Raw genomic sequence first — 18,583 nt, 5'->3', positions numbered from 1 at the left:
GGGGGGGGGGCCCGCGCACGGCGGCGACCCCGCCCCGCGGGGGGGCGGGGCCCCCGCCCGCCGCCCCCACCGGGCCGGCCCGTTCGGGCTCAGCGCGGCCGGTCGGCCGCCGTGCGGACCTCGGCGGTCAGGTGCAGCGGCGGGCTGTGCCGGAAGGTGAGGGTGAAGGCCACCCGCTGGCCGGGCCGCAGCGCGGGCGGGGCGGGGATCATCAGGTCGGCGTCCTCGGGCGTCATGGCCAGTTCGCCCCGACCGGGGACGGGCAGGCCGGGGACGGGCTCCCAGCGGCCCGCCGCGCCCTGGTGGAGGTGCCGCTTGAGGGTGATCGGTCCACCGAACTCCCAGTCGGCGCCGGTCAGTTCGTCGGGTACGTCGCCCGGGTTGCGGATCGTGAAGAAGGCCGCGGTGGCGGTGGCCGCGCCGGCCGTGGGCAGCAGCACCCAGCCGGGGCCGGCCTCCACCGGGCGGGGGCCGACGCCGGCTCCGCCGACCGCCGTCCAGCCGGTGAGCAGGGCCAGCGCGAGTGCCGCGGCGCCGACCGGCGGGCCGACCACGGCGAGCCGGTCGAGCGGCCCGGATATCCGTGTCCTCACCGCAGGCCACCCTTCGCCCGGCCGCTGGTCGTACGGCCCCCCGTCGGCCGGCCGCTGGTCGTACGACCCTCCGTCGACCGTCCGCTGGTCGTACGACCCCCGGACGACCGTCCGCGCCCCGGTTCCCAGGTGCGCAGCCGCAGGCTGTTGCCCACCACCAGCAGCGAACTGAGCGACATCGCCACCGCCGCCAGCATCGGGTTCAGCAGCCCGACGGCCGCCAGCGGGATCAGCACCAGGTTGTAGCCGAAGGCCCAGAGCAGATTGGCCCGGATCGTGGCGAGGGTCTGCCGGGCCAGCCGCACGGCGTCCACCACCGCCTCGATGTCACCGCGCACCAGGGTCAGCCCGGCCGCGCCGATCGCGGCGTCGCTGCCGGAGGCCAGCGCCACGCCGAGGTCGGCCGAGGCGAGGGCGACCGCGTCGTTGACGCCGTCGCCGACCACTGCCACCGTCCGTCCGGCGGCCCGCAGTTCGGCCACCACCTCGGCCTTGCGCTCGGGCGAGGCCGAGTCGTGCACCCGCTCGATGCCCAGCTCGGCGGCCACCGCCCGGGCCGCGCCCGGGCCGTCCCCGGTCAGCAGCACGGTCTCCAGGCCCATCCCGCGCAGCCGGTGGAGGGCCCGCCAACTGCCGGAGCGCAGCGTGTCACCGACCGCCAGTACGGCCGCGGCCCGTCCGTCCAGCTCCACCAGGACGGCGGTGCGGCCCGCCGTCCCGGCCGCGGTGACCGCCGCGGCGAGCTCCGGGGGCAGCGCGTCGCCGTCCGGCCGGACGGCCCGGACCGGACGGCCCTCGACGGTGCCGGACACCCCGAGGCCGGTGGCGGCGGCGAAGCCGTCCACCGGGGGGAGTGTCCCGCAGCGCTCCCGGGCGGCGGCCGCGACGGCCCGTCCGATCGGGTGCTCCGAGCGGTGCTCGACCGCGCCCGCCAGCCGCAGCACCTCCGCCTCGGTGCACCCCTCGGCGACCGTCACCGCCGCCAGTTCCATCCGGCCGGTGGTCAGCGTGCCGGTCTTGTCCACCACCACGGTGTCCACCCGGCGCAGGCTCTCCAGCACCTCGGGGCCGCGTACCAGCACGCCCAGTTCGGCGCCGCGCCCGGTCGCCGCCAGCAGCGCCGTCGGGGTGGCCAGGCCCAGTGCGCACGGGCAGGCCACCACCAGGACGGCGACCGCCGCCGTGACGGCCGCCTGCGGGGCGGCGCCCGCGCCCAGCCAGAAGCCCAGGACGCACACCGCGACCGCCAGCACGCAGGGCACGAAGACCCCGGCCACCGCGTCCGCCAGCCGCTGCGCCCGGGCCTTGCCGGCTTGGGCCTCGGCCACCAGGGCGGTGATCCGGGCCAGTTGGGTGTCCGCGCCGACGGCGGTGGCGCGTACCACCAGCGCACCGCCGACGTTCACCGTCGCCCCGGCCACGGCGTCCCCGGGGCCGACCTCCACCGGCACGCTCTCCCCAGTCAGCAGGCTCAGGTCGAGGGCCGAACCGCCCTCCACGACCACTCCGTCGGTGGCCACCCGCTCGCCCGGCCGCACCACGAACTCCTGCCCGGGGAGCAGCAGTTCGACGGGGATCAGGCGTTCCTCGCCGTCCTGCGCCCGGACGCAGACCTGCTTGGCGCCCAGCTCGGCCAGCGCCCGCAGCGCGGAGCCGCTGCGGCGGCGCACCCGGCCCTCCAGCAGCCGCCCGGCCAGCACGAACAGCGGCACCCCGACCGCCGCCTCCAGGTACACGTGCGCCGCGCCGCCACCGTCGGCGGTCAGCGAGAACGGCATCCGCATGCCCAACTCGCCTGCCCCGCCCAGGAACAGCGCGTAGGCGGACCAGGCGAAGGAGGCCACCACGCCCAGGCTGACCAGGGTGTCCATGGTCGCGGCGGCGTGCCGCAACCCTTGCAGGGCGCGCCGGTGGAAGCCGGCCGACCCCCAGGTCACCACCGGCACGGCCAGGGCGAAGCAGACCCACTGCCAGGCGTCGAACTGGAGCGCGGGCACCATCGACAGGGCCAGCACGGGGACGGCCAGCAGGGTGGTGACCAGCAGTCGCCGGCGCTCGTCCGGCTCCTCCTCCGGCAGTCCGCCGAGCACCCCGGAGGCCGCCAACTCGGCCGTGTACCCGGCCCGTTCGACGGCCGCGACCAGCTCGTCCACGGACACCCCGGCCGGGTGCAGCACCCGGGCCCGGCCGGTCGCCAGGTTCACCCCGGCCGTCACCCCGTCGATCCGGCCCAGCCGCTTCTTCACCCGGCCCACGCAGGCCGCGCAGGTCATCCCGCCGACCGCCAGATCGGTGGACACCAGCTCCCCGGTGTCCGCCCCCGCGACCGGGCTCACCGCATCCCGCCCATGTCGTGCCCGCCCATGCCGGGCGAGGAACCGCCGCCCCGGCTCGGCGTCAGCCCCGGGGCCACCGGCCCCGCCTGCCGCCCCACCGCGTACGAGACCACGAACACCACCACCAGCAGCAGGGCGAACCCCACCAGCACACTCGACGGCCGGACACCCGGCGATTTCGGCTTCACCTCCCACCAGTCGGACGGCCGGAGCGGTCGGTTCCCGAACCTTCCGGGCCGGGCGGGTGGCGCTCGTCACGGTCCGCCCGGCCCGGTCCGCCCGCCGCCGTCGTACCGGGTGTCGTACCGCTGTCGTACCGGCGTCGTACGATCATTCGTGTGCCGAAGACCGGCGCAGGTACGACGAGCATCCGGGGGGATGGCGATGGAGACGACGAAGCGGGCCCGCGCACTGGGCGTGGCGGCCGGGGTCCTGGGGGTGGCGCTGGCGTTCGCCGGAACGGCGTCGGCGCGGCCGACCGACGGGCCGGACACCCCGATCGGCGGGCCGGGGACGGGGCGGATCCTGCCGCCGACCCCGGACGAGGACACCATGTTCTCGATCCCGGACTGGATCGGCAACGGCGGCGCCGTGACGGCCTCGGTGACGGAGTCGCTGCCGATCACGGTCGTCGTCGGCTGCCGGGGCGGCGGTTCGGCACAGGTCCACGTCGGCGGGCAGGCCCCGGCCGACTTCACGGTGCAGTGCCCGGCGGACGCGGTCGGCGTCGGCTCGGTGGAGATCCCCGCCCGGCCGGGCCGGGACTTCCAGTTCACCGTCCGCCCCTCGGACCCGTCGATCCACTGGGGCATCAACGCCCTCCAGGTCCGCCCCGCTCCGCCGACCGACTGACCGCCGACGGACCGACCGTGGTCGGACCCGGCCGGGGGCTCAGCGCCGGACGCTCCGCGGGCCCGTCACGGCGGCGCCCAACGCGCCGACCCGGGCCCGTAGTTCGCGGTCGGCGGTGACCACCAGGCAGGCCCGCGCCGGATCCCCGGTGCGGGCCTCGCGGACCAGTTCCACGATCCGGTCGTCGCCGCTGCCCGCCGCCGACACCACCCGGACCTCCGGCAGCCCGGTGACGCCCCGGGCCGCGCCCTCGACCACCAGCACCACCTCCAGCGGGCCGGGGTGCTCCGGCACGCCCCGGGCGGCCACGGCGACCAGGGCGTCCCGGAGGCGTTCGGCGGCGCCGTGCCGGTCGCGCCACCAGCCGTCGGGGACCGAGCCGACCACGTTCGCGCCGTCCACCACCAGCAGGGGCGGCGGCGCGGCCTCGTCATGTTCCATCAGTCCGTCCGGTCCGCCTGATCCGTCAGGGTGATCCGGATGCCGACGGTGCCGCGCTCACCGCGCCGCAGCCGGCTGCCGAGCAGGGTGAGCACGCCGAGCAGCCCGTACTTCTGGCGCAGCAGGGTGCGGTAGGCGGCGGTGCGCTCGGGGGCGAGGAGTTCGGCGGTGGCCGGGTACTGGTCGCCGGTCGGGCGGCCCTTGACGTCGCAGGGCCCGACCAGGACGTCGGACCGGTTGCGGATCCGCTTGACCTTCCAGGAGTCCGCGACGGTCCAGACGCCGAGCGCCTCCCCGTCCCGGACCACCCACACCGGGGTCGGCACCGGGGTGCCGTCCTTCTTGTAGGTGGTGACGAGCAGGTAGCTGCCGGAGGAGAGGCTGACGATCCGGGCGAGCCGGGCCGCGGCGGTGGGGTCGGGCATGGTCATGGCCGAGAGTCTACGAGGTGGGAGCGCTGTGGCCGGTCACCAGAAGCGGGCGAGGGCGCTCTGTCTGAACGGCTCCGGCGAGATGCAGAGCTCCCCGGCGAACGGCCGGTCCAGCACCAGGACGAGCAGCAGGCTGAATCCGATCAGCGCGGCCACCGAGCCGACGAACAGCAGCCGTGCCCGCCGGGCGCGGACGCCGTACAGCAGGGACAGCAGGACGATCGCCACCGCTCCGCCGACGATCAGGACCTGGAGCAGGACGGGCAGTTCGGAGCCGCTCGCGTTGATCCGGTCCCGGCGCCGGCCGGCCACGTCGTTGAGGCTGTCGAGCGCCTTCGCGTAGAAGGCCTGCTCGGACGGCGACTGCGGCTCGAACGCGAGCAGCGCCCGGTACATCGCGTCGACCTCCGTGCCGGTGGCCGTGAACTCGCCGCGGCCGGACCTCATCAGCGGCCACTGCCGCTCCACCACGACGTGCACGTAGTCGCCGACCGAGGCGGTGACGGCCGCCCGGGGCCCGGGCGGGAAGGCGGCGGCGTCCCGGGCGATCTGGGAGACCGCGGTGGCTTCGGCGGAGACCACCTTCTGGGTGTCCTGCAGCTCGGTCCACAGGTTGACGATGACGAAGGCCAGGATGAGGCCGTAGATCGCGCCGAAGATGCCGAGCACCACGCCGACCATGTCGTTGTTCCCGCCCCGGGCGAGGGTCGGGGACCAGCGGCTGACCAGGACGCTCCAGGCCAGGGCCAGCAGGACGGACCCGCCGACCACCAGCACGCCGAGCCAGGCGGTGGACAGGTGGTTCAGCAGCCACAGCTCCACGACCGACCTCCGGGTCAGCCGTCCCGGCGGGGGCGGGTGCCGCGGAGGAGGGCGCGGGCGCGTCGGGTGAGACGGCGGGCCACGCGGCCGCCGACGCCGGTGGCACAGATCCGGGAGGCGCCGGTGCCGAAGCCGGTGCCGAGGCCCGTGCTGCCGCCGGCCGACGCGGGGCCGGTGGGCCGGGGGCCGGTGGGTGCGGCGCCCGCGGCGGGGGCCGTGCGGGCGGCGGCGAGGCCGGCGCGGCGGCGGGCGGAGCCGCGGGCGGTGCCCCAGACGGCGAGACCGGTGGCGACGGCGGCGCCGGTCCAGAGGGCGGGCGCGAGGACGGAGTCGTCGCCGCCGAGGACGGGGGTGCGGGACCAGGGCGGCAGGTCGGCCTCGCTGTCGGCGGCGGCCTGCGGGGCGCCGTCGGCCGGGGTGGCGGGCGCGCCCGGGGCGCCGTCCTTGGTGGAGCCCTTCGGCGCGGCGAGGTCCTCGACGAGTTGCCCGACCGGCTGGACCTTGCCCGCCGCGGCGAAGCCCCAGTCCAGCAGGACGGCGGCCTCGTCGTAGACCTTGCTCTGCGCCTCGGGGTGCATCACGGTCACCAGCAGGGTGCGGCCGCCGCGTTCGGCGGCTCCGGTGAAGGTGGCGCCCGCGTTGGTGGTGTAGCCGTTCTTGACGCCGATCAGGCCGGGGTACTTGCCGAGCAGCCGGTCGGTGTTGGCGATGTCGAAGGCGGTGCGCTGGCCGGTGGTCTTGTCGAGTCCGCCGGGGAAGCGGGCGGTGCGGGTGGCGCAGTAGGACCGGAAGTCGGCGTTGCGCAGCCCGGCGCGGGCGAACAGGGTGAGGTCGTACGCGGAGGAGACCTGGCCGTCCATGTCGTAGCCGTCGGGGGAGACCACCTTGGTGTCCCGGGCCTGGAGGGACTGGGCGCGGGCCTGCATCTCCCGGACGGTCTGCTGGACGCCGCCGTTCATGTGGGCCAGGACGTGCACGGCGTCGTTGCCGGAGCTGAGGAAGACGCCCCGCCAGAGGTCCTCCACCCGGTACGGCAGGTTCTCCTTGACGCCGACCAGGCTGCTGCCGACGCCGAGGTCGGCGAGTTCGGCGGGGGTGACCTGGTGCTCCGTGGAGCGGTCGAGCTTGGGCAGCACGGTGTCCGCGAACAGCATCTTGAGGGTGCTGGCCGGGGGCATCGGCAGGTGGGCGTCGCGCGCGGCGAGCACCTCGCCGGTGCCGGCGTCGGCGATCAGCCAGGAGCGGCCGGTCAGTTCGGCCGGCAGGGCGGGGGCCCCGGCCAGCGGCGCGACCTGGACGGCCGGGCGGCCGAGCCGCTCGCCGCCGACGACGGAGGCGGCGTCCTGGGCGAGGGCCGCCGGGGCGCCGGCGGCGAGCACCAGGGCGGAGGCGGCGGAGACGGCCGCGACCCTGGCGACGGACGGTGGTTTCGGCTGCGGTCCCCGCTGCGGTTCCCGCTGCTCACGCTCTGACTGCACACGCTCTGACTGCACACGCTTTGGCTGCACACGGCGAACGTACCGGCGCCGCCGTCGGACCGCCGTGTCGGCTGCTCCGTCCGGAGGGAGGGCGGGACGCGACTTTGGTCAACGCCGGTCGCGCCGAAAGTCGGTTGGGCGCGGGCCGGCGGATTCCTAGGCTCGGGAGCATGAAGACCCTGCTCGGTTACCTCGGTTTCGTCCTGATCCTGGGCGGTGGCACCGGCCTGCTGGCCGACCACCTCGGGGGCTTCCGGCTGTTCGGCTTCGTCCGCTTCCTGGTGCCGGACGGCCACGAGACCGCCGGGTACGCCGTGCTGCTGGTGCTCGGCGCCCTGCTGGCGATCCCCGCCGCCCGGCGGGGGTAGCGGGCCTCCCCTCCCGGCCCCTCGGCTCAGGCGCCGACGCCCGCGGCCACCCCGTCGAGCAGGACGGCCAGGCCGGTGCGGAAGGCGTCCGCACCGGTGTCCTCCGGGCTGCCGCCGGTGCTCTGGAGGGCGGTCAGCAGCGGGAAGCGCTGCGGGAAGTCCGGCGCCAGTTCGGCGAGCCGGGCGGAGCGGGTGCTCCACCACTCCTCGTCCGTGACGCCGGTGGCGGCCGCCGCGCCGCGGGCGTCGGCGGTGGCGGCGGCCGTGCCGCGGACGAACTGCCAGAGCGCGGCGACCGCCCCGCGCAGCCGCCCGGGGGGCAGGCCGGCGGGTCGCAGCGCAGCCAACAGGTGTTCCATGGCGGCGAGTTCGGCCGGGCCGAGGACGGGGCGGGCCTGCGAGACCTGGAGCACCCAGGGGTGGCGCAGGTAGCAGGCGTACAACTCCTCGGCCCAGGCGGTGACGTCGGCCCGCCAGTCGTCGAACTCCGGTGTTCCGGTGGGGAGCTCGGCGAGCACCCGGTCGTGCATCAGGTCGAGCAGTTCGGCCTTGCCGGGCACGTAGGTGTAGAGCGCCATCGCGGTGCGGCCGAGCCGTTCGCCCACGGCGCGCATCGACAGGGCGGCCATTCCCTCGGCGTCGGCCACCGCGATTCCGGCGGACACGATCGCGTCCACACTCAGCCCCGGTTTCGGGCCGCTGCGCCCGGTGCGCGGTTCCCCGGGGTGCCCCCACAGCAGGGCGAGTGAGCGGTGGGCGTCTCCCTGCCCGGCGTAGACGGTCATCCCGACATCTCCTTATGGCGTAAAGTATCCTGGCGCCAGCAACTCTTTATGCCGTAAGTTATCAGGATTCCGCACAGCGGTCCGCACAGCGAGGGGTTACCGATGACTCTGCCCGTCACCTTCATCGAGGTCGTAGCGGTCGACCGGATCACGCCGCGCACCGCCCGGGTCGTCTTCGAGGCGGAGGCCCTGGACGACACCGTGGGCGGCACGCCCGACCAGCAGCTCAAGCTCTGCTTCCCGCGCCCGGGGCAGCGCGAGCCGGAGCTGCCGGCGGGGCAGGACGACCCGATGGGCTGGTACCAGGCCTATCTGGCGATCCCCGAGGCCGACCGCCCGGTCATGCGTAGCTTCACCCTGCGCCGCAGGCACCCCGGCACCCGGCGGATCGAGGTCGACTTCGTCCTGCACGGCGACTCCGGCGTGGCCGCGGCCTGGGCGCTGCGGGCCGCGCCGGGGGACCGGCTCGGCATGGTCGGGCCCTCCGCGCTGTACGCCCCGCCGGTCCCGTTCGCCCAGGTCGCGGCGGCGGCCGACTGGGTGCTGCTGGCCGGCGACGAGACCGCCCTGCCGGCCGTGGCGACGCTGCTGGAGGCCCTGCCGGAGGGGGTGCGGGCGTACGCCTGGATCGAGGTCGCGGACCGGGCGGAGCGTCAGCGGCTGGCGACCCGGGCCGAACTGGAGGTGCGCTGGCTGCACCGCGACGGCGCGGCCCCGGGCGCCCTGCTGACCGCGGCGTTCCGGGGCGGCGCGCTGCCGGGCGGGCGGCCTTTCGCCTGGCTGGCCGGGGAGGCGGGCGCGGTGCGGGCGCTGCGCCGCTGCCTGGTGGAGGAGCACGGGGTGCCGAAGTCGGACATCGACTTCACCGGCTACTGGCGCCACCGGCTGACCCAGGACGACGCGCCGACGGCCGAGGACCTCGCGGACGCCCGGGAGCGCCTGGGGTGAACTCCTCGGCCGCCCCGTTCGTTCTGCGTGCCGAGCGTTCTGCGTGCCGAGCGTTCTGGGTGCCGAGCGTTGTTTCGAGGGCCGTCGACGGGGAAGAAGAGTCGCGGTGTCGACAAAGAGGCAGCGGGTGGGCCGGAGTGGCGATGTTCCGCCAGTGTCCAGAGTTCGCCACTGACGTTTTTGCCGCCGCGGAAGCCTGTTTTGACCGTCCCTGACCGGCTCTGATCGGTGAAAAAGGGGCAGCAGCGGCCGGATTTATACTGTGTATTTTACTTTCTGATGGTCATTTTTACTTTCTGATGGGGTTTTAACCCCTTGTCGTGGTCGTGCCGGATGCGCTGGAATGCGACCGCTGTCGGGACGCGCGGTCCGGAGCACCGCGCGTCCGACCAGGATTCGTAGGCTGGATCGTGCAACCTGACGTCTCATCAGACGAAAGGATGTCCATTGATCGGCTGGCGCAAGACCCAGCTAGCAGCCGCCGTCACCGTCACCGCCGCGTCCATGGTCCTGAGCCTCGGGACCATCGCGAGCGCGGCCCCGACCCAGGATCCGCAGAACGCCCAGGCGGCGTCCTCGGACGGGTCGCCGGCACCGGTGATCGTGATCCTGAAGGACCAGATAGCGGACGCCCCGGCCGACCACGGTCACCTCGGCGCACGTGAGCAGAAGACCGCCAGCGCGCAGAAGCCGCTGCTGGACAAGGTCAAGGCCAACGGCGGCACCAACGTCAAGAGCTTCGTGGTCGGCAACGCCTTCTCCGCCACGGTCAGCCCGGCCGAGCGCGCGGCGCTCCAGTCCGACCCGGCGGTCGCCGCCGTGGTCGCCGACACCCAGGTCCAGGTGGCCCCCGTCGCCTCGACCACCGCCAAGAAGGCGGACACCGCGGCCACGGCCTCCGGCAAGTCCGGCGACGCGTCGAAGGCCGTTTCGGGCAGCAACGGCCAGGGTTCCCAGGAGAACGCGACCAACACGGTCTGCCCCTCCGACCCGACCAAGCCGCTGCTGGAGCCCGAGGGCCTCTACTCGGTCCGTGCCTACAGCGGCAACGGCAACCCCGGCGTGGAGAACCTGGCCACCGGCAAGGGCGTCAAGGTCGCCTACATCGCCGACGCGCTCGACCCGAACAACCCGGACTTCATCCGGGCCGACGGCTCGCACGCCGTGGTCGACCACCAGGACTTCTCGGGTGAGGGCTGGGACGCGCCGAGCGGTGGCGCCGAGGCCTTCGGCGACGCCTCGGCGGTCATCGCCCAGGGCCGTCAGACCTACGACGTCTCGCAGTTCGTCAACGCCTCGCACCCGCTGCCGGCCGGCTGCAACATCAACATCCGCGGCCTCGCCCCGGACGCCGACCTGGTCGCCCTCAAGGCCGGCGGCGAGATGATGTCCAACTCGTCGATCCTGCAGTCCATCGACTACGCGGTGCGGGTCGCCCACGTGGACGTGCTGAACGAGTCCTTCGGCGGCAACGTCACCCCGGACAGCGGCGCCCACGACACCATCGCGCTCTTCAACGAGCAGGCCGTCAAGGCCGGTGTCACCGTCGCGGTCTCCACCGGTGACGCCGGTATCAGCGGCACCATCGGCACCCCGGCCACCGACCCGTACGTGATCTCGGTCGGCGCGTCGACGGACAACCAGAACTACCAGCAGACCGGCTACGCGGCTTCCAAGTTCTCCAACAAGACCTGGAACAACAGCCGGATCTCCGCGCTCTCCTCGGGCGGCTTCACCATGGCCGGCCGCACCCTCGACCTGGTCGCCCCGGGCGAGTCGGACTGGGCGCTGTGCACCGCCGACACCACCAAGTACGCGGACTGCACCAACTTCAACGGCAAGGGCTCGAACATCCAGCCCTTCGGCGGCACCAGCCAGGCCGCCCCGTTCGTCACCGGTGCCGCGGCCCTGGTCATCCAGGCCTACCGCGACACCCACGGCGGCGACTCGCCGTCCCCGGCGCTGGTGAAGAAGTTCATCACCGGCACCGCCACCGACCTCGGCGTCCCCGCCGAGGAGCAGGGCGCCGGTCTGCTCAACGTCCGGGCCGCCGTCGAGGCCGCCCGCGGCTACGACGACGGCGACGGCACCGACGGTGCCCGCACCGTCGTGGTCAACACCGGCCAGGTGAGCATCCAGGGCGCCCCCGGTTCGACCCACACCGCCGACGTCTCCGTCACCAACACCAGTGACGAGCCGCAGTCGGTGAGCGCCACCACCCGCAGCTTCGCGCCGCAGGCCACCAACCAGCAGGTCGTCAAGCTGGACTCGGCCTCGACCGACACCTTCAAGTACGCCACCAACGGTGCCGACTGGGTGCAGAAGCAGGTCAAGTTCACCGTTCCGGCCGGTGCCGACCGCCTCGCGGCGTCGATCGCCTGGCACGGCGGCCCGAACCCGGTCACCAACGGCCCCGTGGTCCGCATGACGCTGCTCGACCCGTCGGGCCGCTTCGAGACCAACACCCGTCCGCAGGGCGGCGCCACCCCGGCCAACTTCGGCCTGGTCGACGTCCCGCACCCGGTGGCCGGCGAGTGGACCGCCATCATGTACACCCCGGCGGGCAAGGCCGGCTACACCGGCGACGTCCAGTTCGGCACCTCCACCCAGCGCGCGGTCCCGGCCGGCGCGGTGAGCCCGAACACCACCGAGCTGCAGCCCGGTCAGACCAAGACCCTCAAGGTCCAGCTGACCACCCCGGCGACCAGCGGTGACAGCAGCGAGGCGGTCCTCGTCTCCAGCTCGAACGGCAACACCACCAGCGTCCCGGTCGTGCTGCGCAGCCTCGTCCCGGTCAAGGACGGCAAGGGCAGCTTCACCGGCACCATCACCGGTGGCAACGGCCGCGGCTCCTCGCCGACGCAGATGTTCGCCTACGGCTTCGACGTCCCGAAGGGCCAGAAGGACCTGCGGGTCGGCGTCACCGTCGGCAAGGACGCGAACCTGTTCATGCAGGGCGCCCTGATCAGCCCGAACGGCACCCCGGTCGACATCGAGGGCAACACGCTGTTCGACGCCCAGGGCAACCTGACCGGCGCCGCCAACGGCGTCTCGGCCACCACGATCAACCCGGCCGAGGGCCACTGGCGCTTCGTCCTGAACGTGCTCGGCCCGGTCAGCGGCCAGGAGCTCGCCCAGGACTTCGCCGGCAGCATCGCGTTCAACCAGAACCAGGCCACCGCGGCCGGTCTGCCGAACGACCCGAAGACGAAGCTGGCGGCCGGCAAGCCGGTCACCGTCAACGTCAACTACACCAACAACACGGTCGCCACCCAGTCGATCGCGGCCGACGGCCGCCTCGACAAGCGCGTCGACCTGCCGCTCGTCCCGCAGGGTGCCTCGGCCAGCGTCAACCTGCCGCTGAGCCTGACCTCCTCGGTGCCGAGCTTCCTGGTGCCGCCGAGCACCGACCAGCTCAAGGCCGTGGCGGCGTCCTCGACGCCGGCGCAGATCGAGCTGAGCGCCACCACCGCCTCGCCGGACCTCTTCGGTGACCTCAAGAAGGCCCAGGACGGCTCCGCCATCTCGGTCGCCACCTCCAAGGGCAGCGCCGAGCAGCCGATCGTCCCCGGTGCCTGGAGCACCTTCGTCCAGCAGATCGGCCCGTTCGGCACCGCCGGCGCGCCGAAGGGCACCTCCACCATCACCGCCACCGCGCACACCCTGGCGTTCGACCCGGCGCTGACCTCCAGCACCGGTGACCCGTACGCCGCCGCGGTGAACGCCACGGCCACGGCCGCCGCCCCGGTGACCGTCGCCCCCGGCGCCACCGGCTCGCTGCAGGTGACCGTCACCCCGACCGGCCCCAAGGGCAGCACGGTCAAGGGTCTGCTCTACCTGGTGTCCGGCCCGACCTTCGTGCCGACCGCCAACAACAGCCTCGGCACCACCGGTGCGGTGCTCGCGGCGATCCCCTACAGCTACACGGTGAACTGACGCTCAACCAGTTCAGCGCACCAGCCTGAGGCCGAGGCCGTCCCGGAGTTCCGGGGCGGCCTCGGCTGCTTGTCCCGGTGCCGGAACAAGCCGGGGCCGTCCGCTTGTTGAGCCCGGGAGGAGAGCCCTCGGGGTCCTACGGAGCGGAACGGGAGCGGGAGTTGAACGAGGCGATCAAGCACAGCGAGATCGAGGTGAACGGTGTCCGGCTGCACCTCGCCGAACAGGGGGAGGGGCCGCTGGTCCTGCTGCTGCACGGCTTCCCGGAGAGCTGGTACTCCTGGCGCCACCAGTTCGCGCCGCTCGCCGCGGCCGGGTACCGGGTGGTCGCCCCCGACCAGCGCGGCTACGCCCGCAGCGCGCAGCCGGCGTCCGTGGACGCGTACTCCGTACTGCACCTGATCGGCGACGTCACCGCGCTGATCCGCGAACTCGGCGGGGGAAAGGCCGTGGTGGTCGGCCACGACTGGGGCGCGCCGGTCGCCTGGGGCACCGCCGCCCTCCGGCCGGACCTGGTGCGCGGGGTCGCCGGCCTGAGCGTCCCGCCGCTGCCGGCCGGCCCCGGCACGCTGCAGGCGGCCCGGGAGAGGTTCGGCGAGGGCTTCTACCAGATCTACTTCCAGCAGCCCGGCCGGGCCGACGCCGAGCTGGCCGCCGACATCAGGTCCAGCCTGCGCCGCGTGCTGTGCGGCCTCCAGCCCGGTGGCGAGCCGCGGCCGTGGGTCGTCCCCGAGGGCAGGACCCTGCTGGACACCATCCCGGAGCCGGACCGGCTGCCCGGCTGGCTCACCGACGCGGACCTCGATGTGTTCGCCGCCGACTACGCCCGGCACGGTGAGCGGGCCTTCACCGGCGGGCTCAACTGGTACCGCAACATCGACCGCAACAACGAGCTGATGGCTGCCTTCACCGGCCTGCGGATCGAGGTGCCCGCGCTGTACGTGGCCGGCGAGCAGGACCTGGTGAACGCGATGATCCCGCCCGGTGTGCTGGACTACCTGCTGACGGAGCTGACCCCGCGGCTGCACCGGCACGTCCGGCTGCCAGACACCGGCCACTGGACCCAGCAGGAGCGCCCGGCCGAGGTCACCGAGGCGCTGCTGGACTTCCTCAAGAGCCTGGACTAGCCGGAGTTCCGGCCGGCCTGGTCGCCCTGCCCCGTGCGGGCGGTGACCAGGCCGGACTCGTACGCGGCGATCACCGCCTGGGCGCGGTCCCGGACGTCGAGCTTGCCGAAGATGCTGGTGATGTAGTTCTTCACGGTGGACTGGCTGATCTCCAGGGCCAGCGCGATCGCGGCGTTGTCGAGCCCGGTGGCGATCAGCCGCCACACGTCGACCTCCCGGGGCGTGAGCTCGCCGCACCGCACGGCGGCCGGCGATGCCGGGGCGGGCGCGGCGGGCGCCCGGACGTAGGTGGAGATCAGCCGGGTGAGCAGCCGCGGGGCGACCACCGCCTCCCCGGCGTGCACCGTCCGGATCGCCGAGCCCAGCTCCTCCGGGGAGACGTCCTTGGGCAGGAAGCCGTGGGCGCCGGCGCGCAGCGCGGCCACCACGTACTCGTCCATGTCGAAGGTGCTCAGCGCCAGGACCCGGCAGCCGGGCAGCTCCCGGGCCAGCCGCTCGGTCGCGCCGACGCCGTCCAGGACGGGCATCCGGATGTCCATCACCACGACGTCGGGGAGCAGCCGGAGGGCGGCGGCGACGGCCTGCTCGCCGTCCCCGGCCTCGCCGACCACGGTCAGGGACGGGTCGGGGGAGAGGATCAGCGACAGGCCGCGGCGCACCAGCGGCTGGTCGTCCACCAGCAGCACCCGGATCCGCCCGGTCATCGGAGCACCTGCCCGGTCTGGACCGCGGCCTCGGCCGATTCGGCGTCGCTCAGCGGGAGTTCGGCGGCCACGGCGAAGCCGCCGCCCGGCTGCGGGCCGGTCGCCAGGGTGCCGCCGTGCAGGGCGACCCGCTCGCGCATGCCGAGCAGGCCGTACCCGGCCCGGCCGGTGGGCTCCGCCGGGGGCGCGCCGCCGCCGTCGTCCCGCACCTCGACGGTGACCCGGTCCGGGTGGTAGGCGAGGCGGACGGTGGCCCGGGCGGGCCCGGCGTACTTGCGGGCGTTGGTGAGGCCCTCCTGCACGATCCGGAAGACGGTCAGGCCGACCGTCGGCGGCAGCGGGCGCGGGGGCCCGTCGACGGTGAACTCGGTCGGCAGCCCGGCCACCCGGGACTCGTCCACCAGCCGCTCCAGGTCCTCCACCCCGGGCTGGGGCAGCGGCGGGGCGGCATCCGGTTCGTCCCCGGTCCGCAGCACGTTCAGCAGCTGGCGCATCTCGCGCAGCGCCAGCCGGCCCGAGGACTCCAGGACGACCAGGGCGTCCCGGACCACCTCCTGGTCCCCGAGATTGGCGCGGGCACCGCCGGCCATCAGCTGCATGGTGGTGATGTGGTGGGCCACGATGTCGTGCAACTCCCTCGCGATCCTGCGGCGTTCGTCGGCCACCGCGCGGTCCGCCAGCAGCCGGCGGTTGGCGGCCACCTCGCGCTGCCAGCGGGCCACCGCCAGACCGGCCCCGGCCACCATGACGGCGGCTACGGGGTCGGCGATGAGCTGCGGCCAGAGCGGGGATTCGAAGCGCAGCTGGCTCAGCGTGGTGGTCACCGCCGTCACGCCCACGGCGGCCGCGGTCACCGGGACGCCCCGGCTCACCGCGACCGAGTACAGCGCGACGACCAGCACCGCGCCGAAGTGCGGGCCCCTCGGGGAGAGCAGGTCGGCCGCCGCCTGGAGCACCAGGACGGCGGCCAGCGCCGGCACCGGGCGGCTGCGCCGGGCCAGCAGCGGCAGGCCGGCGAGGACGACCACGGCGAAGCCCGGCACGGACATGCTGAGGGCGCCGGTCGCCGGGCCGAGCAGGACGTAGCCGATCAGGTCCAGGGCGCCGGCGCCGATGGCCACCATGGCGTCGGTACGGGTCCACGGCAGGCGGTCCGTCCAGTCCTCCAGCGGCCCGTCGGTACCCGCGTCCACCCCGGGGCGCTGACGCCCGTCCATCTGATTCCTCCCGGCTGACCAGCGCTGACGCCCCCATTCTGGCATTGGCGGGCCGGGCCGGGCGTGCTCCCCCGGGCGGAGGAGCAGGGGCCCGGACCAGGACCACGGTCCCGGTCCCGGCCCCCGGCGGGGGAGCGCGGGCCCCCGGCGGAATCCTCCGCTGCCAGGACGCCCCGGCACCCCCGCGGCTGATGGTCTTGGAACAGGCCGGGAACCCCCGGTCCAGAGGCCGACGTTCGCGTCCACCGACCGGAGGAACAGTGATCCGCGCACTGACCGGATTCTCCACCCGACACGCCTGGAAGGTCATCGCCGTGTGGGCGGTGCTGGGCATGGGGCTGGCCGTGCTCAGCCCGATGCTGATGTCCCGGGTGACCCAGTCGCAGAGCGGGGAGTTCCTGCCGCGCAGCTACGACTCGGCGGCCGCACTGCGGATCGCCGAGCAGGACTTCGGCATCAAGCCGGACGCCACCACCGTCACCGTGCTGGTCGCCCGCACCGACGGGAAGGCGCTCACCGCCGACGACCAGCACAAGATCGAGGCCGGCGCCGCCAAGCTGGGGGAACGCAAGGTCACCATGCCCCGGAAGCCGGACGAGCCGGCCGCGCTGGTCCCCGACCGCTCCCAGACGCCCCGGGTCGCTCCCGCCACGGTCGCACCGGACCGCACCTTCGAACTGCTCAGCGTCGAACTGACCGGCAACGCCGCGGACGAGGGCGTCCAGGGCGTCTACCGCACCTTCCGGGACCAGGCCCGGGCCCAGTTCGACGGGATCGGCATGCGCACCGGGTTCACCGGCGGACTCGCCCAGGTGTCCGACACCACCGAGGCCAACCGGGGCGCCATGGTGCTCGGCAGCGCCCTGCTCACCGCACTGATCGTGCTGCTCAACGTGCTGGTCTTCCGCAGCGTGCTCGCCGCCCTGCTGCCGCTGCTCGCGGTCGCCATGGTCAGCGGCGCGGCCGGCGGCGCCGTGGCCGGCGCGGCCGCCCTCACCGGTCTCAAGCTGGACAGCTCTACCCCCAGCCTGATCGGGGTGGTGCTGCTCGGCATCGGCGTGGACTACCTGCTGTTCCTGCTCTTCCGGTTCCGCGAGCAGTTGCGCGCCCGGCCCGAGCAGAACGCCCGGGAGGCCGCCGCCGAGGTGTCCGGCAAGGTCGGCACCGCGATCACCTCCGCCGCGCTGACCATCGTCGCCGCCTTCGCCACCCTGGCCGTGGCGAGCTTCGGCCAGTTCCGCTCGCTCGGCCCGGCCGTCGCCGTCGCCGTGCTGGTCATGCTGCTGGGCAGCCTCACCCTGATGCCCGCCCTGCTCGCCGCCTGCGGCCGCGGGATCTTCTGGCCCTCCCGCGCCCTGCGCCGGGAGCCGCGCCCGGGCGTCGCCGCCCGCTTCGGTGAGCTCGTCGCCCGCCGGCCGCTGGCGCTGCTGCTCGCCTCCGTCGCCCTGCTGGGCACGCTGGCCGCCGGCACCGCCGGACTCAAGATGGACTACAGCCAGGGCGACTCCACCACCACGGCCGCCGCCGCCACCGCCGCCGAGATCGCCCGGGCCATGCCCGCCGGCGTCTCCGACCCGACGACCGTCTACCTGGTCGCCCGGGACGGCGGCACCGTCGACGCGGCCCGCTTCGACGGCCTGGCCCGCGAGCTCAAGGGCGTCGAAGGGGTGGGCCAGGTCGGCCGGCCCGTCCTCGCCGACAACCACCGGGCCGCCCGGATCGACCTCTACCTGAACGCCGACCCGCAGAGCCAGCGTGCCCGGGACCTCGCCTCCGGCCCGGTCCGCGCCGCGGTCGCCGCCCACACCCCGGCCGGGACGGTCGGCCACGTCGGCGGCACCGCGGCGATCTTCGCCGACATTGCCACCGCCGTCGACCGCGACCTCACCGTGGTCTTCCCGGTCGCGGCCGCCCTGATCGCCCTGATCCTGCTGCTGCTCCTGCGCAGCCTGCTCGCCCCGGTCGCGCTGATGCTCTCCGTCGGCCTCGGGTTCGCCGCCACCCTCGGCGCGGCCACCCTGCTGTTCCAGCACGGGCTGGACCGGCCCGGTGTCTCCTTCACGCTCCCGCTGGTGCTGTTCCTGTTCGTGGTCGCGCTCGGCACCGACTACAACATCCTGATCACCGACCGGATCCGCGAGGAGATGCACCGGCCCGGGTCGGCCCGCTCCGCCGTGGCCCGCGCCGTCCGGCACACCGCCCCGGCCGTCGCCACCGCCGGCCTGGTGCTGGCCGGCTCCTTCGCGACGCTGGCCACCACCCCGGGCAGCGAGCAGGTCGCGTTCTCGCTGACCCTGGGGATCCTGCTCTCCGCGCTGGTGCTCTCACTGGTCACCGTTCCGGCCCTGGCCGCCCTGCTCGGCCGCGCCCTCTGGTGGCCGCTGCGACCGGCCCCGGCCGCCGCGCCCGGCACCGACGCCCGGCCGCCCGTCGCGGCGCCGCGCCCGGCCCCGGACCAGCTCGGCGCGCGCTGACAGCCGGGGCGCCCACTGACTGCCTGAGTGCCCGCAGACCACCCGAGGCCGCCGGCCCGCCGCTGCTCCCC

Annotated in this window: 16 protein-coding genes; 6 read left to right on the top strand and 10 right to left on the bottom strand. The window is 74.6% G+C overall.

Features of this window, described 5'->3' with window-relative positions; all coding sequences use genetic code 11:
• Positions 1 to 89 precede the first annotated feature (89 nt).
• Genes ACFXPX_RS39690 through ACFXPX_RS39680 form a run of 3 tightly spaced genes read right to left on the bottom strand, consistent with a single transcriptional unit; the run spans position 90 to position 3,075 of the window.
• The gene (locus tag ACFXPX_RS39690) at positions 90 to 593 is read right to left on the bottom strand and encodes a copper chaperone PCu(A)C (protein ID WP_380529072.1); all 504 of its coding nucleotides are present in this window, start codon (positions 591 to 593) and stop codon (positions 90 to 92) included.
• A complete protein-coding gene (locus ACFXPX_RS39685; RefSeq protein WP_380644792.1) occupies positions 590 to 2,866 on the bottom strand; it encodes a heavy metal translocating P-type ATPase in 2,277 nt (758 codons plus the stop codon). Before ACFXPX_RS39685 ends, ACFXPX_RS39690 begins: the two co-directional genes overlap by 4 nt.
• A 59-nt stretch (positions 2,867 to 2,925) precedes the next feature.
• Positions 2,926 to 3,075, bottom strand: a complete 150-nt coding sequence (locus ACFXPX_RS39680; RefSeq protein ID WP_375896037.1) for a hypothetical protein — start codon at positions 3,073 to 3,075, stop codon at positions 2,926 to 2,928.
• 238 nt (positions 3,076 to 3,313) lie between these two features.
• Between ACFXPX_RS39680 and ACFXPX_RS39675 the strand changes: the two genes are divergently transcribed.
• On the top strand, positions 3,314 to 3,781 hold the full coding sequence (locus tag ACFXPX_RS39675; protein WP_380644791.1) for a hypothetical protein: 468 nt from the start codon (positions 3,314 to 3,316) through the stop codon (positions 3,779 to 3,781).
• 39 nt (positions 3,782 to 3,820) lie between these two features.
• Here the strand turns inward: ACFXPX_RS39675 and ACFXPX_RS39670 are convergent, their stop codons facing one another.
• Genes ACFXPX_RS39670 through ACFXPX_RS39655 form a run of 4 tightly spaced genes read right to left on the bottom strand, consistent with a single transcriptional unit; the run spans position 3,821 to position 6,953 of the window.
• A complete protein-coding gene (locus ACFXPX_RS39670; protein ID WP_380644790.1) occupies positions 3,821 to 4,222 on the bottom strand; it encodes an NTP pyrophosphohydrolase in 402 nt (133 codons plus the stop codon).
• Positions 4,222 to 4,653: a PPOX class F420-dependent oxidoreductase gene (locus tag ACFXPX_RS39665; RefSeq protein WP_380644789.1), complete on the bottom strand. Its 432-nt coding sequence runs from the start codon at positions 4,651 to 4,653 to the stop codon at positions 4,222 to 4,224. The genes ACFXPX_RS39670 and ACFXPX_RS39665 overlap by 1 nt, the downstream gene beginning before the upstream one ends.
• Positions 4,654 to 4,689: 36 nt before the next feature.
• A complete protein-coding gene (locus tag ACFXPX_RS39660; RefSeq protein WP_380644788.1) occupies positions 4,690 to 5,475 on the bottom strand; it encodes a DUF4239 domain-containing protein in 786 nt (261 codons plus the stop codon).
• A 14-nt stretch (positions 5,476 to 5,489) separates the two neighbouring features.
• Complete coding sequence (locus ACFXPX_RS39655; RefSeq protein WP_380644787.1) at positions 5,490 to 6,953, bottom strand: D-alanyl-D-alanine carboxypeptidase family protein; 1,464 nt, start codon at positions 6,951 to 6,953, stop codon at positions 5,490 to 5,492.
• Positions 6,954 to 7,123: 170 nt separating this feature from the next.
• On the opposite strand from ACFXPX_RS39655, the gene ACFXPX_RS39650 reads away from it, so the two are divergent.
• Entirely contained in the window at positions 7,124 to 7,321 is a 198-nt protein-coding gene (locus ACFXPX_RS39650; RefSeq protein WP_360230485.1) for a hypothetical protein, read from the top strand.
• 26 nt (positions 7,322 to 7,347) lie between these two features.
• Here the strand turns inward: ACFXPX_RS39650 and ACFXPX_RS39645 are convergent, their stop codons facing one another.
• Positions 7,348 to 8,106: a TetR/AcrR family transcriptional regulator gene (locus tag ACFXPX_RS39645; protein ID WP_380644786.1), complete on the bottom strand. Its 759-nt coding sequence runs from the start codon at positions 8,104 to 8,106 to the stop codon at positions 7,348 to 7,350.
• Between the two features lie 102 nt (positions 8,107 to 8,208).
• Here ACFXPX_RS39645 and ACFXPX_RS39640 point away from each other — a divergent pair, with 102 nt between their 5' ends.
• The 3 genes from ACFXPX_RS39640 to ACFXPX_RS39630 all read left to right on the top strand — a co-directional run bounded on the left by ACFXPX_RS39640 (position 8,209) and on the right by ACFXPX_RS39630 (position 14,117).
• The gene (locus tag ACFXPX_RS39640; RefSeq protein ID WP_380594143.1) at positions 8,209 to 9,054 is read left to right on the top strand and encodes a siderophore-interacting protein; all 846 of its coding nucleotides are present in this window, start codon (positions 8,209 to 8,211) and stop codon (positions 9,052 to 9,054) included.
• A gap of 447 nt (positions 9,055 to 9,501) precedes the next feature.
• Entirely contained in the window at positions 9,502 to 12,990 is a 3,489-nt protein-coding gene (locus ACFXPX_RS39635; RefSeq protein ID WP_375896014.1) for a S8 family serine peptidase, read from the top strand.
• Positions 12,991 to 13,151: 161 nt separating this feature from the next.
• On the top strand, positions 13,152 to 14,117 hold the full coding sequence (locus ACFXPX_RS39630) for an alpha/beta fold hydrolase (protein ID WP_380644785.1): 966 nt from the start codon (positions 13,152 to 13,154) through the stop codon (positions 14,115 to 14,117).
• Here the strand turns inward: ACFXPX_RS39630 and ACFXPX_RS39625 are convergent.
• Together ACFXPX_RS39625 and ACFXPX_RS39620 are read right to left on the bottom strand one after the other, a co-directional pair.
• The gene (locus tag ACFXPX_RS39625; RefSeq protein ID WP_380529089.1) at positions 14,114 to 14,821 is read right to left on the bottom strand and encodes a response regulator; all 708 of its coding nucleotides are present in this window, start codon (positions 14,819 to 14,821) and stop codon (positions 14,114 to 14,116) included. The two genes, ACFXPX_RS39630 and ACFXPX_RS39625, sit on opposite strands and share 4 nt — an antisense overlap.
• Entirely contained in the window at positions 14,818 to 16,038 is a 1,221-nt protein-coding gene (locus tag ACFXPX_RS39620; RefSeq protein WP_380644784.1) for a sensor histidine kinase, read from the bottom strand. The genes ACFXPX_RS39625 and ACFXPX_RS39620 overlap by 4 nt, the downstream gene beginning before the upstream one ends.
• A 260-nt stretch (positions 16,039 to 16,298) precedes the next feature.
• On the opposite strand from ACFXPX_RS39620, the gene ACFXPX_RS39615 reads away from it, so the two are divergent.
• The gene (locus tag ACFXPX_RS39615) at positions 16,299 to 18,512 is read left to right on the top strand and encodes an MMPL family transporter (RefSeq protein ID WP_380529093.1); all 2,214 of its coding nucleotides are present in this window, start codon (positions 16,299 to 16,301) and stop codon (positions 18,510 to 18,512) included.
• Positions 18,513 to 18,583: the final 71 nt, after the last annotated feature.

The organism is Kitasatospora sp. NPDC059146 (assembly GCF_042786665.1).
Lineage (GTDB): Bacteria > Actinomycetota > Actinomycetes > Streptomycetales > Streptomycetaceae > Kitasatospora.
This window is presented reverse-complemented; position numbering and strand designations above follow the sequence as displayed.

Bases quoted from the DNA above. Each gene is read 5' to 3' on its own strand.
- ACFXPX_RS39685 (WP_380644792.1), bottom strand. From the start codon at position 2,866: ATGACCTGCGCGGCCTGCGTGGGCCGGGTGAAGAAGCGGCTGGGCCGG.
- ACFXPX_RS39675 (WP_380644791.1), top strand. From the start codon at position 3,314: ATGGAGACGACGAAGCGGGCCCGCGCACTGGGCGTGGCGGCCGGGGTC.
- ACFXPX_RS39670 (WP_380644790.1), bottom strand. From the start codon at position 4,222: ATGGAACATGACGAGGCCGCGCCGCCGCCCCTGCTGGTGGTGGACGGC.
- ACFXPX_RS39665 (WP_380644789.1), bottom strand. From the start codon at position 4,653: ATGACCATGCCCGACCCCACCGCCGCGGCCCGGCTCGCCCGGATCGTC.
- ACFXPX_RS39650 (WP_360230485.1), top strand. From the start codon at position 7,124: ATGAAGACCCTGCTCGGTTACCTCGGTTTCGTCCTGATCCTGGGCGGT.
- ACFXPX_RS39645 (WP_380644786.1), bottom strand. From the start codon at position 8,106: ATGACCGTCTACGCCGGGCAGGGAGACGCCCACCGCTCACTCGCCCTG.
- ACFXPX_RS39640 (WP_380594143.1), top strand. From the start codon at position 8,209: ATGACTCTGCCCGTCACCTTCATCGAGGTCGTAGCGGTCGACCGGATC.
- ACFXPX_RS39625 (WP_380529089.1), bottom strand. From the start codon at position 14,821: ATGACCGGGCGGATCCGGGTGCTGCTGGTGGACGACCAGCCGCTGGTG.
- ACFXPX_RS39620 (WP_380644784.1), bottom strand. From the start codon at position 16,038: ATGGACGGGCGTCAGCGCCCCGGGGTGGACGCGGGTACCGACGGGCCG.